This is a genomic window from Blautia sp. HCN-1074 (genome assembly GCF_037890165.1).
In the GTDB taxonomy this organism is placed as follows: Bacteria; Bacillota; Clostridia; order Lachnospirales; family Lachnospiraceae; genus Blautia_A.
Genome location: NZ_JBBKBP010000001.1, coordinates 270,982 through 285,871, shown reverse-complemented (window position 1 = coordinate 285,871; position 14,890 = coordinate 270,982). Strand labels below are relative to the sequence as shown.

Below are 14,890 nucleotides of genomic sequence, written 5' to 3'. Positions count from 1 at the left end.
CAGGAGTAATAAACGAATGAACGATTATATTATCAGAGCAATTGCAGCGAATGATCAGATTCGTGCATTTGCGGCAGTTACTACAGAAACAGTAGAAACAGCGAGACAGGATCACAATACAAGTCCGGTAGCCACAGCAGCACTGGGACGTCTTCTTACAGCAGGTGCCATGATGGGTACCATGATGAAGGGGGATAAGGACATCCTCACACTTCAGATTAAGGCAGGAGGTCCTCTGGAAGGAATTACTGTGACTGCAGATTCCAAAGGTCGTGTAAAGGGATATGTGGGAAATCCTGATGTATGTATCCCGGCAAACAGCAAGGGAAAACTGGATGTTGCAGGTGCTGTCGGTATAGGATTTATGAATGTGATCAAGGATATGGGATTGAAAGAGCCTTATGTTGGACAGGTTGCGCTTCAGACCAGTGAGATCGCAGAAGACCTTACCTATTATTTTGCTACAAGTGAACAGGTACCGTCAGCAGTTGGTCTCGGAGTTCTTATGAATAAAGACAATACAGTACGTCAGGCTGGCGGATTTATCGTGCAGCTGATGCCGTTTGCAGAAGAAAGCACAATTGCTAAGCTTGAGGAAAATGTACAGAAAATCACATCTGTCACAAATCTTCTGGAAGAGGGACATACTCCTGAGAGTCTGCTTGAGAAAGTTCTGGAGGGCTTTGACATGGAGATCAATGAGAAAGTTCCTACGGAATTTTACTGTAACTGCAGCAGAGAAAGAGTGGAGAAAGCCCTGATCAGCATCGGAAGAAAAGAACTCAATGAAATGATTCAGGAAGGTAAGTCCATCGAGATGAACTGCCATTTCTGTAATAAGAATTATGAATTTACAGTGGAAGAACTGAAAGAAATCCTGCGTAAATGTAAATAAGAGATGCAAATGTACTGACAGATAGATCTGCCGGAGCACAGGGAAGAAGAGGTAGAAAATGAAAAACGGTTATATCAAAACAGCGGCCGCAACACCTTATATCACAGTTGCAGACTGCAATGCCAATGGAAATGAGATTATCAGACTGATCCATGAGATGGAAAAAGAACATGTGAAGGTTATGGTTTTTCCGGAGCTTTGTATCACAGGCTATACCTGTCAGGACCTTTTCCTGCAGAGACGTCTTCTCGACAGCGCCTGGGAAACTTTGCTGAAGATCACAAAGGAAACTGCTGATGTGGATGCCCTTGTTTTTATAGGTGTGCCTTTCAGAAATCATGGAAAATTATATAATGTGGCAGCGGTTTTAAACAGAGGTGAGATTATCGGGCTGGTTCCGAAAACTTATCTTCCAAACTATGGAGAGTTTTATGAGCAGCGCCATTTTGCATCAGGTCTTGGATGTCTGGAATATGTGGATATTGAGGGAAAGAGAGTTCCTTTCGGAACAGATATTTTTTTTATCTGTGAGGAGGAGCCGGAGCTTGTGGCAGCAGCAGAGATCTGTGAGGATTTATGGGTGACACTGCCGCCAAGCGTTCTCCATGCACAGGCAGGAGCGAATCTGATTGTGAATCTGTCAGCCAGCAATGAGATGGTCGGAAAGGACAGCTACCGCAGAGATCTTGTTTCCGGACAGTCTGCACGTCTGGTGTGCGGATATGTATATGCAAATGCAGGAGAAGGTGAGTCCACACAGGATCTGGTCTTTGGCGGTCAGAATATGATTGCAGAGAATGGAGTGATCCTTGCGGAAGGAAAACGTTTCCACAATGGTATTGTATACAGTGAGATTGATGTGCAGAGGCTGAACGATGAGAGAAGAAGACTGACTACTTATCAGCCGGCTGACGACAGTGATCACATTAAAGTGTGCTTCCATCTGAATGTGGAAGAGACAAAACTGACCAGAAAATATTCGCAGTATCCTTTCGTACCTTCACGAAAAGAAGAAAGGGATATGCGCTGTGATGAAATCCTGAATATCCAGGCAATGGGACTTAAGAAACGTATGGATCATATCCATTGCCATAAGGCAACAGTGGGACTTTCCGGAGGTCTGGATTCCACACTGGCACTGCTTGTGATCGCAAGAGCCTTTGACCTTTCCGGTGCGGACAGAAAGGATATCCACTGTATTACCATGCCATGCTTTGGAACCACAGACAGAACTTATCAGAATGCCTGCAAATTAAGTCAGTGTCTGGGTGCGACTTTAAGTGAGATCAATATCAAAGAAGCAGTAAATGTACATTTCCGGGATATTGCTCATGATCCGTCTGTGCATGATGTGACTTATGAGAACAGCCAGGCAAGAGAGAGAACGCAGATCCTGATGGACAGTGCAAATCAGGATGGCTCGATTCTGGTGGGAACAGGAGATCTGTCTGAGCTGGCTCTGGGATGGGCAACCTACAATGGTGACCATATGTCCATGTACGGCGTGAATGCTTCAGTGCCGAAAACTCTGGTGCGTCATCTTGTACGTTATTATGCGGATACCTGCAAAGATGAGAAGCTGACAGAGGTTCTTCTTGATATTCTGGATACACCGGTAAGTCCGGAGCTTCTGCCGCCTAAGGATGGCAAGATCGCACAGAAGACAGAAGATCTGGTGGGACCTTATGAACTTCACGATTTCTATCTGTACTATATGCTTCGTGCAGGATTTGAACCGGAGAAAATTTACAGGCTGGCATGTGAGACTTTTGAAGGAATGTATGATAAGGAGACAATCTTCAAATGGCTGAAAACCTTCTATTGGAGATTTTTTGCACAGCAGTTTAAACGTTCCTGTCTTCCGGATGGCCCGAAGGTGGGAAGCGTTGCGGTTTCACCGAGAGGTGATCTGAGAATGCCAAGTGATGCAAGTGCAGGAGTATGGCTGGAGCAGCTTGAAAATATGGATATTTATAGCAATCCTCGTAAATAATGCATTATTTTAGAGGATTGATATAGAATCACAAAGCGGAGAACGATCAATTGTTCTCCGCTTTTTTCAGTGCTGTTTCAATTGAATTCAAAAGAATCATGGAAGTATACTTCTGATCTTCGGAATATTGGATATTTTCCAGCGACTGGGAGGTATAGATCTGGCTGGCCAGTGATTCCAGAGCCGGTTCCATGAGAGGAAACATGGCTGCAGTGCTTTCACTTAAATTTACCAGACGGATGGAAGTTACCCTGTCAGAGTCAACGGTTACTTCCAGGTCAAAGGTATTTTCATTCAGGTCGATGGAGGAAGTATAAATTCCCGGTTTGTACCGGCTTTTGGCATCGGCTGAGGTACTTTTTTTCTGACCGGGTCCAAACATGAAAAAAAGTACAATAGCCAGGATGACAGCAAGAAGGAGGAAAATGCCGGTGTATATAACTTCCTTCATATGTAGGACTATGATTTTTGTTTTTGCACTCATGGTACACGCCTCCTGGATGGTTTTGTATATTCTATTACAGAAGTACTTAAATTATGATATACTGAAATAATGAATGTTGAGTAACTGACAGTAAGGAGAGAAGAATGTCATTGCAGTTTATAATCGGAAGCTCCGGAGCCGGAAAATCATATTTTGCATATAAAAGGATTATTCAGGAATCACTGCAGCATCCGGAGAAAAATTATTATGTGATCGTACCGGAGCAGTTTACCATGCAGACACAGAAGACGCTGGTGGAAATGCACCCGGGAAAAGGAATCCTGAATATTGACATCCTGAGCTTTGAACGTCTTGCGTACCGTGTATTTGAAGAAACCGGCGGAGATAACAGAAAGGTTCTGGAAGATACGGGAAAAAGCATGGTGCTGCAGAAAATGGTGCAGCAGCACAGAAAGGAACTTGCCTATCTGGGAAGTCAGATGAACAAGCCGGGATATCTGGATGAGGTGAAGTCTCTGGTGTCAGAATTTATGCAGTATGATATCAGAGAAGAGAATCTGGCGGAAATGAAAGAGAAGGCCAAAGATCAGCCATTACTTGAAATGAAGCTTAAGGATGTGGGAATCCTTTATCAGTCATTCAGGGAATTTCTGAAGGGGCATTATATGACAGGGGAAGAGGTGATGGATGTCCTGCTTAAACAGCTTCCTTTTTCCGAAAAGCTTAAGGGAGCGGAATTTCTCTTTGATGGATTTACCGGATTCACGCCAATTCAGGTCAATGTGCTCAGGGAACTTCTGGTCATTGCTGACCGCATAAGTGTTACTGTGACTATGGACGAACGGGAGGATGCTTTTTCTCCGGGAAAACCTTATCAGCTTTTCTTTATGAGCAAGCAGATGATACGGACACTTGCAGGGCTGACCAGAGATCTGGAGGATCCGGTGTATCTGAAACCATCCGGACAGTCCCGGTTTGCACAGGCACCTGCCTTACAGTTTCTGGAGAAAAATATCTTCCGCTACAGAAAGGGCGTATATTCCAAAGAGCAGCAGGAGATAAAGATATTTACTGCTCCATCCCCCCTGGAAGAAATGCGGGAGGCTGCCCGAAAGGTGTCAGAACTTGTGCGTACCTGCGGATATCGTTATGGTGAGATTGCAGTGATCACAGGAAATCTGGAAGAATATGCAAGACTTGCAGCACAGGTATTTGAGGAAGCGGATATTCCATATTTTATTGACGAGAAGCATTCGGTACTGATGAATCCTTTTGTGGAGTATCTGCGTGCTGCCATGGAGATGGCAGTGCAGGGCTTTCCTTATGAGAGCGTTTTCCGTTATCTCAGATGCGGGATGTCAGAAGTTACCAGAGAACAGGCTGATAAGCTGGAGAATTACGTGCTGGCGCTGGGAATCCGGGGATATAAGAAATGGTCTGAAAAATGGGTTCGTGTATACAGAGGAATGGAAGCGGAGAAGATACAGGAACTGAATGAGATCAGAGAGATTTTTGCAGAAGAAGTAAAGGAACTTGCACAGGGATTTGGTTCCGGGAAGAAGACAGTGGAAGAGTACTGCCGGATTCTCTATGAGTTTATCCAAAAAAGCAATGTCTGGCAGAAACTGAAACGACAGGAGCGAAAGTTTAAAGAGTCAGGCGATAAAGCAATGGAAAAAGAATATAACCAGATTTATGGAATTGTGATGGACCTGCTGGATAAGATGGTTGAGATTCTTGGCGAAGAAACGGTAAACAGACAGGAGTTCCGACAGCTTCTGGAATCAGGACTTTCGCAGGCAAAGGTTGCATTGATCCCGCCGAGCGTAGATCAGGTGATGGTGGGTGATATGGAACGATCCCGTTTAAAGGAGATTAAGGCGTTATTCTTTGTTGGCGTGAATGAGGGTAATATTCCAAAGAGTACACAGACAGGCGGAATCTTATCAGAGCTTGACAGAGATTTCTTTCAGGAGCAGGGAGTGGAACTGGCACCGGGACCTAAAGAACTGATGAATATGCAGAGGTTCTATCTGTATCTGAATATGACGAAACCGGGAGAAAAGCTGATCCTTTCCTATAGTGATACCAATGCAAAAGGAGAAGGAATCAGCCCGGCATATCTGGTTGGAAGTATACGTGGACTGTATCCGAAACTGGAGATTGAAAATCCTTATTATTATCCGGAAAATCCGGAAGCGGGGATTGATCTGTTTCTGGAGAAGCTGGCACAGGAGACAGAGAAAAATCATGAGGATATTCTGGAGCAGGCAGATGAGACGGATGCAGTGTTTGGAGAGCTTTACAGCTGGTATCTGCGGAATCCGGAATACAGAAGCAGAGTAGAGAAGCTGGTACAGTCGGCTTTTGCCGGAAAACCAAAGGACATTATCAGCCAGAGTGTGGCGAAGGCATTATACGGAGAAGTTTCACCTTACAGTGCTACCAGACTGGAACGTTTTGCAGCCTGTGCATTTGCACATTTCCTTCAGTATGGAATGAAGCTTACCGAGCGTGTGGAATATGAGTTTAAACCTATGGATATGGGAAATGTTATGCATGAAGCGCTGGAAAGCTTTGCAGAAGAAGTACGAAAAAGAGGCATGAAATGGACAGAGCTGATAGAACAGGAACGGAATGAGATTGCGGACCGGTGTCTGGATAATATTGTGGCAGATTATGGAAATACGGTGCTCAAAAGCAGTGCCAGAAATGAATATATGATCGAGAGAACAAGGAGAATCCTCAGAAGGACGGTATGGGCACTTCAGAAACAACTGGAACAGGGAGAATTTCAGCCGGAAGGCTTTGAGGTAACCTTCGGGGGAGGAAGAATTGACAGAGTAGATATTATGGAAGATCAGAATAAGGTGTATGTGAAGGTGATTGATTATAAAACCGGAAATACATCCTTTGACCTGGTTTATCTGTATCATGGCCTGCAGTTACAGTTAATGATCTATCTGGATGGTGCCTTGCGTGTAGAGCAGAAGAAATATCCGGATAAAGAGATTATTCCTGCGGGAGTTTTCTATTACAATATCAAGGATCCTATGATCCAGGAGAAGATAGATGCGGATGTGGAAGCAGTCAGTGCAGGTCTTATGAAAGAACTGAAGATGAATGGGCTGGTTCAGGCAGATCCGGAGCTTGTGTACAGGATGGACAGCAGTCTTGGTTCCATTCCTGTCTCATTTAATAAGGATGGAAACTTTCGCAAAAATTCTTCTGTGGCAGACAGAACACAGTTTGCAGTTCTTGGACGGTATGTAAGGACGAAGATTGAGAAGATAAGAAGTTCTATTCTGGAGGGAGATGCGGAGGTTTCTCCCTATGAGCTCGGAAAAAAGAATGCGTGTACTTATTGTCCGTATATGACGGTATGTGGATTTGACCGCAGGCTGTCAGGATATGAATTCCGCAGACTGAAAAACTTCTCTGATGAGGAATTATGGAAAGCATTTGACAGGGAGGCAGAATAAGATGGGCGTACAGTGGACAAAGGAGCAGCAGGAGGTTATAAGGCTGCGGGACAGAAATATTCTGGTCAGTGCGGCAGCCGGGTCCGGAAAAACGGCAGTACTGGTAGAACGTATCCTGAGTAAGATCACAGATAAAGAACACCCTGTGGATATTGACAGACTGCTGATCATGACATTTACAAGAGCGGCAGCAGGTGAAATGAAAGAGAGGATCTCGGCAGCTATTGAAAAAGCACTCTGTGAAGATCCCGATAATGAGCATCTTCAGAGACAGACAACCCTGCTTCATACTGCACAGATTACAACTATTGATGGTTTCTGTGCCTATATTATCCGGAATTACTTTCATCTGATCGGACTGGATCCGGGATATCGGACGGCAGATGAGGGGGAACTGAAGCTTCTGCGGGGAGATGTTGTGAAAGCGTTGCTTGAAGAATATTATGCCAGGAAAGATGAAAAGTTTCAGAAATTCGTGGAATGCTTTGCAACGGGAAAGTCAGATGAAAATCTGGGAAACCTGATACAGAAATTATATGAAATGGCTATGAGCAATCCTTTTCCGCAGGAATGGCTGTCCGGCTGTATGGATGATTACAGGATTGATTCCCTGGAAGAGTTAAGAGAGACTGAGTGGATGAAAATGCTCTGGGATGCAGTGAAGGATGAACTGCAGGAAGCGAAGCTTCTGGTGCAGGAGGCTCGAAGAATATGCTCAGAGCCGGATGGTCCGTATCTGTATGATGAGGCACTGAGCAGTGATTTGCTTCTTATAAGGAGTCTGCAGGAGCTGGCAGAGAAAAGAGATTATAATGGAACTGCAGAAATCCTTATGAAACCCTCATTTGCCCGGCTGAGCACAAAGAAGTCTTCGGATGTAGATGAACAGAAGAAACAGAGAGTGAAAGATCTCCGGGATGAGGAAAAGGGGATTCTGAAGGAACTGGGGCAGCGATATTTCCAGAGTACAGAGAAGGAACTTCTGGAGGTAATCAGATATATCAGAGGTCCAATAGAGATGTTAGTCGAGCTGACAGCAGAATTTAAAGAGCAGTTCGGAGAGGCAAAGAGAGAAAAGAATATTCTGGATTTTACGGATATGGAACATTTTGCCCTGCAGATACTGATGACGAAAGAAGGGGAAGAAATCCATATGTCCCAGGCTGCGAGAGAACTTTCCGCAAAGTATGATGAAGTCCTGGTGGATGAATATCAGGACAGTAACTTAGTGCAGGAGCTTCTGACAACAGCAGTATCCGGGTGGATCAACCAGAAGAAAAATATCTTCATGGTAGGAGATGTAAAGCAGAGTATCTATCGTTTCCGTCTGGCAAGGCCAGAGCTTTTCATGGAAAAATATAAAAGCTATTCCACAGAAGAAGCACAGGAGCAGAGAATTGACCTGCACAAAAATTTCCGGAGCAGGGAACAGGTTCTGGAAAGTGTAAACTTTATTTTCCGGCAGATCATGGGGGAAGACCTGGGAGGGATTACCTACGACAAAGATGCAGCCCTTTATCCTGGAGCTTCTTTTCCGGAAGGAGAATCTGAGGAATTTGTAAAGACAGAGGTTCTTCTGGTCGAGAGAGACGGAGAAGAGCTGTCTGATGTACAGGACTATGAAGACTCAGGTGTATCGGGAAACCGCAGGGAAATGGAAAATCAGACAGGGCAGGAACTGGAAGCACTGGCCATTGCACAGAGAATTAAAGAAATTGTGGGAAAAGAACAGATCGTAGATAAAGAGACGAAGGAATACCGGCCTGTGGAATACGGGGATATTGTAATCCTGCTGCGAACTGCCTATGGATGGGCAGAAACCTTCAGGGAAGTACTGGCATCTCAGGGGATTCCCGTATATTGTACATCAAGAACAGGATATTTCTCTGCAACCGAGATTGTGACTGTATTGAATTATCTTAAGGTGTGTGACAATCCGTTGCAGGATATTCCGCTTATGGGAGTGCTTCGTTCACCGATCGTCGGATGCACATCCCAGGAACTGGCAGAACTTAGAATACAGTGTCCTGATGGTCTGCTCTATGAGAGTGTTTCTGCATATGCAGGAGAAAATGAAAAGAATTCCCTGAATATTAAATTAAAAGGATTTCTGAGCTTTCTGGAAAAGGTAAGAAATATGGCTGCATATACGCCGGTTCACGAACTGATCCTTTATGTGCTGAAAGAAACCGGGTATGGAGATTATGCAAGAGCACTTCCGGGAGGGGAGCAGCGTTTTGCAAATCTGACCATGCTTGTGGAGAAAGCTATGGACTACGAGAAGACAAGCTACAGAGGTCTGTTTAACTTTGTCCGTTATATCGAACAGCTACAGGCGTATGAGGTGGACTATGGAGAGGTTAATCTGACAGGAGCGGGCAATACAGCAGTGGAGATTATGACGATTCACAAGAGTAAGGGACTTGAATTTCCGGTAGTATTTGTGGCCGGTATGGGAAAACAGTTTAATTTTCAGGATATGAATGCAGGTCTTTTGCTTCACCCGGAACTGGGAATAGGGGCGGATGCTATCATACCGGAGAAACGAGTGATCGCATCTTCACTGAATAAGCAGGTGATCAGAAGACAGCTTCTGAAAGAGAGTCTGGGAGAGGAACTGAGGGTACTTTACGTTGCCATGACAAGAGCAAAAGAGAAACTGATCCTTACAGGAACAGTTGGAAAGCTGGAAAAGCAGATGTTGTCGCTGTCGCGTTTTCTGGATGAGGAAGAAGAACTGCTCCCACTGGGAACCAGAATGAAAGCAAAGAATTACTGGGCTTTTGTACTGCCTGCGCTGGTGCGGCATCGGGCCATGAGTGAACTTCTGTGGGAATATGGAATCCTCATGAAGAAACAGCCGGGGATTTACGATGATATCTCTGAGTTTGTGATAAAAAAGATCACTGTCCGTCAGATGACAGAAAAGGCAGTTCTCATCCAGGCAGGAAACCAGATGCAGGAGGAATATCTGAAGAACTGGGATGAAAATAAAGTGTATGATGAGGCTGTGAAGGAAGAGATAGAGAAAAGATTTTCCTTTGTATATCCGTATAAATATCTGGAAGATATTCCGGTTAAAGTCAGTGTTTCGGACCTGAAAAAGAGAAGCTGGCATGATGAAAGTGAACTGGAAGAGAATATCAGTGTGTCTGCCGAAGAGCAGGAGGAAGAACAGGAAGCACCGGTTCCCGCATTTATGGCAGAGAAGCAGGAAGAGTATAAGGGGGCTGCCAGAGGTACTGCTTATCACAGAGTAATGGAATGTCTGGATTATGCAGAAACAGATACAGAGGAACAGCTTCGGGCTCAGTTAAAGAGACTCCTGGAGAGCCGGAAGATGACAGAGCAGGAAGCGGAATGTATCCGGATCCGGGATATCAGGAGGTTTGTGGAGTCCGGGCTGGGGCAGAGGATGAAGAAAGCTGCTATGAAAAAACATCTTTACAGAGAACAGCCTTTTGTGATCCAGAGAAGTGCTTCTATGCTCGATGATGGGTGGAAGAACGAAGCAGTGCTGGTGCAGGGAATTATCGATGCCTATTTTATGGAAGAAGATGAGATTGTTCTTGTGGACTATAAAACGGATAGAGTGAAGAGAGGACAGGAACAGAAGCTGATCGATCTGTATCATGTGCAGCTTGAGGATTATGCCCGGGCATTGGAGCGGATGACAGGGAAAAAAGTGAAGGAGAAGATCATTTATTCGTTTACATTGCAGAAAGAGATATTGCTGTAAGCGGACTAAAAATTTATTATTATGAATTCAAATATCCGGCAGGATAAGCGCGTGTTATACGCGCCACCCTGCCGGATATTTGTTTTTCAGGATCTGGTTGACCAGTTTGCCGAAGCCAATGGGATATCCATCTGCACAGAGGAGATGCCAGCCTTTTTTGTGAGCTGCTTCTTCGGGTTCGATATTTAAGGTTTCGCCCTTTAAATATCTGGTAATCCTTTCGTCAGAAGCGGAGAGAGAGATGACTGCTTCTGCTTCATTTTTGCGGATCGCCAGTGCAAGTGGCTGAGACGGCTCGAAGCGGTTTTTCTTCAGGTCACCGAGATAGAGACCGTTTCTTAAGAAGGTGATGCCGCGGAAGTTGTGGGCAACAGGGGGAAGATAGTAGGCTTTATCACCGCGGATTTCCACACGTTCCCAGTCAAACGGCTGGCCACAGAGAGTTTTCAGACCGATTTCGTTCAGAAATTCCTCAATCAGTGGAAATGCGTTTTTGTCCGGTTTTGTGTGAGGACGGGAGTTTTCCCGGATTGCCTGTCCTTTTTTACGGAAGAGCGCAAGGAAGTGTCCCTCTCCATTCATTTTGTGTGGGAAAATCCGGATGCATTTGATAAGTTCCGGATTTTTGTTTCCCCATTCAGGAACTCCATGGGAGAAGCCTTCATAATCTTCCATTTCTGCCAGTTCCATGTCAGGACGGTTTTCCAGAAGCCAGGAAACAGTTTGTTCGTCTTCGGCAGGCGCGAATGTGCAGGTAGAGTAAAGCATCAGTCCGCCGGGACGGAGCATATCGGCTGCCTGGAGGATAAGCTCTTTCTGGATTTCGGAAAGCTCCAGGGATTTTTCGGGAGTCCAGTCTTTGGCAAGGGATTCTTCCTTACGGAACATTCCTTCTCCGGAGCATGGGGCATCCAGAATGATCTTGTCGAAGAATTCGGGGAATGCTTTGGTTAACTTTGCAGGTGTTTCGTTTGCTACGAAGACATTTGGGATACCGAAGAGTTCCAGGTTGCGAAGGAGGGCTCTGGCGCGGGAAGTGCTGATATCGTTTGCTACCAGAAGTCCCTGTCCCTGAAGTGCTGCACCTGCTGCAGTTGCCTTGCCTCCCGGAGCTGCGCAGAGGTCCAGGACTCTGTCACCCGGCTCGATGGGGATGCGGGAGGCGGGGGTCATGGCGCTGGGTTCCTGAAGGTAGTAGAGGCCGGCCTGATAGTATGGGCATCTGGAAGGACGGATGTCTTCATCGTAGAAGTAGCCGTTTTTGATCCATGGGATCTGACGGATTGGAAATGGAGACAGGTTTTCGAAGTCTTCGCAGGTGATTTTGGAGGTGTTTATGCGCAGGCCGTAGGTTCGGGGGGCATCGAAGCTGGAGATGAAAGCCGGGTATTCGTTGCCGAGCATTTCCTTCATTCGGGAGAGGAATGCGGGGTGGAGTTGTGTTGTATTTTCGTTCATGGTTGTGTAAGTTTCCTTTGCTGTAGTTTAGTCGAATGTTTATAGATAGATATCATGGTAATTATAAATGATAATGGATTTTTGCTAAATAGTATTGACAAAATGATATTATACATCATATAATATCGTTAACAAAACAATATTGATGTTCTGTATAGTATATAGTCTCCGGCAGGATTGCAGAGATAATGATATTTATGCAGAGCATAATTGAAACAAGGGAGTGAGCATATGGTTTTTAATACGGGTGCTGCGCTTCTGGATGCGGTTGTTCTGGCGGTTGTTTCTAAGGAGAGGGAAGGGACTTACGGATATAAGATCACGCAGGATGTGCGTGGAGTTCTGGATGTTTCGGAGTCTACTTTGTATCCGGTGCTCAGGAGGCTGCAGAAGGATGATTGTCTGGAGGTTTATGATATGGCGTATGCAGGACGTAACCGGCGTTATTATAAGCTGACGGACAGAGGTGCTGCGCAGCTGGAGTTTTATAAAGCTGAATGGAAAATTTATGCATCCAAGATAAGCGGGATGTTTGAGGGAGGAATAGGATGATGGACAGGGCGCAGTTTATGCAGGCGCTGGAGAAGCTGCTTGCTGATATTTCCGAGACAGAGAGGCAGGATGCCCTTGATTTTTATAATAGTTATTTCGATGATGCAGGAGCTGAGAATGAAGCTTCGGTGCTCAGGGAACTTGGAAGTCCCGAGAAGGTTGCAGCGATTATCAAGGCGGATCTGAAAGGTTCGGCAGGAGGCTATGAGTATGGAGAATATACGGAGCATGGCTATGAGGATGCCCGAACTAAAGAGAGAGGACAGATGCCTGAGAAATATGGAGAAGAGTCGGGAACAGGGAAGCGTTTTTTCAGAAAGGGGAATCAGGCGGTGCTGATCCTTGCGGTGATTCTGCTGGTTTTTATCTCTCCCTTTGTTAAGGGGGCTGTTGGTGGGATTCTGACATTTGCAGTTGGAATCTTACTGCTTCCGTTCTGGCTGATCGTTGGATTGGGTATAGGCGCTGTGGCTTTACTGGTTGGCGGGCTTGCAGCTGTTGTGGCTGGAGCAGGGCTTTTGACTGTAATGACCGGAACCGGGATCATGACAATAGGAATTGGATGTCTTATGATTGCTCTGGCAATCCTTATGGTATTGGGGCTGATCAGTGTCGCAGTACGTATTGTGCCGAAGTGGTTTCGGAAGATTACCGACTTTTTTAACAGGGTGCTTTACAGAAAGAGAAAGGAGGCGGTTAAATGAAGAAGTTTACAAAAGGAATGTTGATCGCAGCGGGGATTTTTGGTGCTGTGGGAATCGGGCTGACAGCTGCCGGTGGTGTTATGGGAGCCAGTATGTCGGAACTGACAGGGGTGAAAAGCCTGAAAAGGGTGCTTCTGGTGGCAGATGGGGATGGTAACTATGATGACGATGATGATTATTATGATGACATCGATGATTGTGACGACAGTGATGATTATGACGACAGTGATGATGATGATAGTGAGGATTATGTCCGCACTGTTGATGAGGATGAGGAAGATGGCACTGTATATCAGCTGAAGTATCAGCCCGCAAAGCTGGATATAGAGCTGAAGTACGATGATCTGATTCTGGAAGAGGGCGACAGTTTCTGTGTCAGAGTTTATGATGACAGTGGGAAGAATGTGACAGTGAAGGAGAGTTCGGATACTCTTAAGGTCAGAAGCACGAAAAAACTGTCTAAAAACAGAAAGGTGTGTATCTCCTATCCGGAAGATGTTAAGCTTCAGGAGCTGGAGATTGAGATGGGTGCAGGTACTGTTTATCTGAACAGAGATATTGAGACAGAGAAGCTGAGTGTGGAGATGGGAGCCGGGGAATTTGAAAGTAAGAATCCGGTGACCGCAAGGGAGGCAGATCTGGAAATCGGAACCGGAAGTATGACATTTGCAGATCTGAGCGCCAGGAAGACAGATGGAGAATGTGGTCTGGGTGAACTGGATCTGACACTGACCGGTACGCAGGAGGATTATAATTATGATCTGGAATGTGGAGTGGGAAATCTGGATGTAGGTTCTGATTCCTACAGTGGACTTGGACGGGAGAAAACCATTTCCAATAAAGGCGCAGACAGGAAACTGGATCTGGAGTGCGGTATGGGAAATATATCAGTAGATTTCTCCGGGAAAGAACACAGAGATTTGCAGATATCCTGAAGAGCATATACTCTGACGTGCAGAAATAAAAGTAGTATTTAACCGAATCAGGAAGTTATTCGGTGTAGAGTAAGTAACGAAGCGGATGATTTTATCTGCTCGACTAATCTGAGTTTAAGGAGGAAATGGAACATGGGTGACAAACGTTTATACAAATCATCAGAAAACAGTATGCTTTGCGGTGTATGTGGAGGAATCGCAGAATATTTTGATATTGACCCTACGCTGGTGCGTCTGGCATGGGTGATCCTTACCTGCTTTGGAGGTGCGGGAATCTGGGCATATATCATTGCTGCAATTATTATTCCCAAAAGATAACAGAATCTCAGAATCCAATCTGTAATAGACAGAAGTTTAACCGAATCAGGCAGGCAGCGAAGCGGATTGCGAATATCCGTTTGAATGAAATGCAGTATAAAAATTAAGAAAACAGCCCATACTCCAAAGAAAAGGAGTGTGGGCTGTTTTGGATAAAGAGAAGGAAATAAAAGCTTATCTTGATGGAGAATTATTGCCGGAGGTCAGAATGAAGTATGAAATTGCAGAGGAAATGGGACTGCTGGACAGAGTATTGAGTGATGGATGGAAAAGTCTGTCTGCGAAAGAGACCGGAAGGATTGGAGGGTTGATGACGAAACGAAAAAAAGAGAAACTGAAAAAATAAATGAATGATATGGGATAAATATA

Annotated in this window: 11 protein-coding genes; 9 read left to right on the top strand and 2 right to left on the bottom strand. The window is 45.2% G+C overall.

Annotation, left to right across the window (positions count from 1 at the left end):
• Nucleotides 1–16 precede the first annotated feature (16 nt).
• Both hslO and WKT11_RS01370 read left to right on the top strand, forming a co-directional pair.
• Nucleotides 17–895 (top strand): Hsp33 family molecular chaperone HslO, encoded by an 879-nt coding sequence (gene hslO, locus WKT11_RS01375; protein ID WP_117676321.1) that lies wholly within the window; start codon nucleotides 17–19, stop codon nucleotides 893–895.
• 58 nt (nucleotides 896–953) lie between these two features.
• Nucleotides 954–2,888 (top strand): NAD(+) synthase, encoded by a 1,935-nt coding sequence (locus WKT11_RS01370; RefSeq protein WP_340281904.1) that lies wholly within the window; start codon nucleotides 954–956, stop codon nucleotides 2,886–2,888.
• Nucleotides 2,889–2,934: 46 nt separating this feature from the next.
• Here WKT11_RS01370 and WKT11_RS01365 read toward each other — a convergent pair whose 3' ends face one another.
• Entirely contained in the window at nucleotides 2,935–3,372 is a 438-nt protein-coding gene (locus WKT11_RS01365; RefSeq protein WP_117676319.1) for an FMN-binding protein, read from the bottom strand.
• Between the two features lie 104 nt (nucleotides 3,373–3,476).
• On the opposite strand from WKT11_RS01365, the gene addB reads away from it, so the two are divergent.
• Together addB and addA are read left to right on the top strand one after the other, a co-directional pair.
• Nucleotides 3,477–6,815: a helicase-exonuclease AddAB subunit AddB gene (gene addB / locus WKT11_RS01360; RefSeq protein ID WP_340281900.1), complete on the top strand. Its 3,339-nt coding sequence runs from the start codon at nucleotides 3,477–3,479 to the stop codon at nucleotides 6,813–6,815.
• A 1-nt stretch (nucleotide 6,816) separates the two neighbouring features.
• On the top strand, nucleotides 6,817–10,554 hold the full coding sequence (gene addA / locus WKT11_RS01355) for a helicase-exonuclease AddAB subunit AddA (protein WP_118137657.1): 3,738 nt from the start codon (nucleotides 6,817–6,819) through the stop codon (nucleotides 10,552–10,554).
• 54 nt (nucleotides 10,555–10,608) lie between these two features.
• On the opposite strand, the gene WKT11_RS01350 is transcribed toward addA, so the two are convergent.
• A complete protein-coding gene (locus WKT11_RS01350; RefSeq protein WP_118137659.1) occupies nucleotides 10,609–12,012 on the bottom strand; it encodes an RsmF rRNA methyltransferase first C-terminal domain-containing protein in 1,404 nt (467 codons plus the stop codon).
• Nucleotides 12,013–12,243: 231 nt separating this feature from the next.
• Between WKT11_RS01350 and WKT11_RS01345 the strand changes: the two genes are divergently transcribed.
• From WKT11_RS01345 to WKT11_RS01325, 5 genes are all read left to right on the top strand, one after another.
• Nucleotides 12,244–12,564: a PadR family transcriptional regulator gene (locus tag WKT11_RS01345; RefSeq protein ID WP_117845524.1), complete on the top strand. Its 321-nt coding sequence runs from the start codon at nucleotides 12,244–12,246 to the stop codon at nucleotides 12,562–12,564.
• Entirely contained in the window at nucleotides 12,561–13,268 is a 708-nt protein-coding gene (locus tag WKT11_RS01340; RefSeq protein WP_243009366.1) for a DUF1700 domain-containing protein, read from the top strand. The genes WKT11_RS01345 and WKT11_RS01340 overlap by 4 nt, the downstream gene beginning before the upstream one ends.
• The gene (locus WKT11_RS01335) at nucleotides 13,265–14,203 is read left to right on the top strand and encodes a DUF4097 family beta strand repeat-containing protein (protein WP_243098814.1); all 939 of its coding nucleotides are present in this window, start codon (nucleotides 13,265–13,267) and stop codon (nucleotides 14,201–14,203) included. The genes WKT11_RS01340 and WKT11_RS01335 overlap by 4 nt, the downstream gene beginning before the upstream one ends.
• Nucleotides 14,204–14,335: 132 nt before the next feature.
• Complete coding sequence (locus WKT11_RS01330; RefSeq protein WP_008706626.1) at nucleotides 14,336–14,521, top strand: PspC domain-containing protein; 186 nt, start codon at nucleotides 14,336–14,338, stop codon at nucleotides 14,519–14,521.
• 148 nt (nucleotides 14,522–14,669) lie between these two features.
• Nucleotides 14,670–14,867, top strand: coding sequence for a small, acid-soluble spore protein, alpha/beta type (locus WKT11_RS01325; RefSeq protein ID WP_022380942.1), 198 nt, complete (start codon nucleotides 14,670–14,672; stop codon nucleotides 14,865–14,867).
• The last annotated feature ends 23 nt before the right edge of the window (nucleotides 14,868–14,890 follow it).

What these genes read in the sequence shown, in the direction of transcription:
- hslO (WP_117676321.1), top strand. Translation starts at nt 17, where the DNA reads ATGAACGATTATATTATCAGAGCAATTGCAGCGAATGATCAGATTCGT.
- WKT11_RS01370 (WP_340281904.1), top strand. Translation starts at nt 954, where the DNA reads ATGAAAAACGGTTATATCAAAACAGCGGCCGCAACACCTTATATCACA.
- WKT11_RS01365 (WP_117676319.1), bottom strand. Translation starts at nt 3,372, where the DNA reads ATGAGTGCAAAAACAAAAATCATAGTCCTACATATGAAGGAAGTTATA.
- addB (WP_340281900.1), top strand. Translation starts at nt 3,477, where the DNA reads ATGTCATTGCAGTTTATAATCGGAAGCTCCGGAGCCGGAAAATCATAT.
- addA (WP_118137657.1), top strand. Translation starts at nt 6,817, where the DNA reads ATGGGCGTACAGTGGACAAAGGAGCAGCAGGAGGTTATAAGGCTGCGG.
- WKT11_RS01350 (WP_118137659.1), bottom strand. Translation starts at nt 12,012, where the DNA reads ATGAACGAAAATACAACACAACTCCACCCCGCATTCCTCTCCCGAATG.
- WKT11_RS01345 (WP_117845524.1), top strand. Translation starts at nt 12,244, where the DNA reads ATGGTTTTTAATACGGGTGCTGCGCTTCTGGATGCGGTTGTTCTGGCG.
- WKT11_RS01340 (WP_243009366.1), top strand. Translation starts at nt 12,561, where the DNA reads ATGATGGACAGGGCGCAGTTTATGCAGGCGCTGGAGAAGCTGCTTGCT.
- WKT11_RS01335 (WP_243098814.1), top strand. Translation starts at nt 13,265, where the DNA reads ATGAAGAAGTTTACAAAAGGAATGTTGATCGCAGCGGGGATTTTTGGT.
- WKT11_RS01330 (WP_008706626.1), top strand. Translation starts at nt 14,336, where the DNA reads ATGGGTGACAAACGTTTATACAAATCATCAGAAAACAGTATGCTTTGC.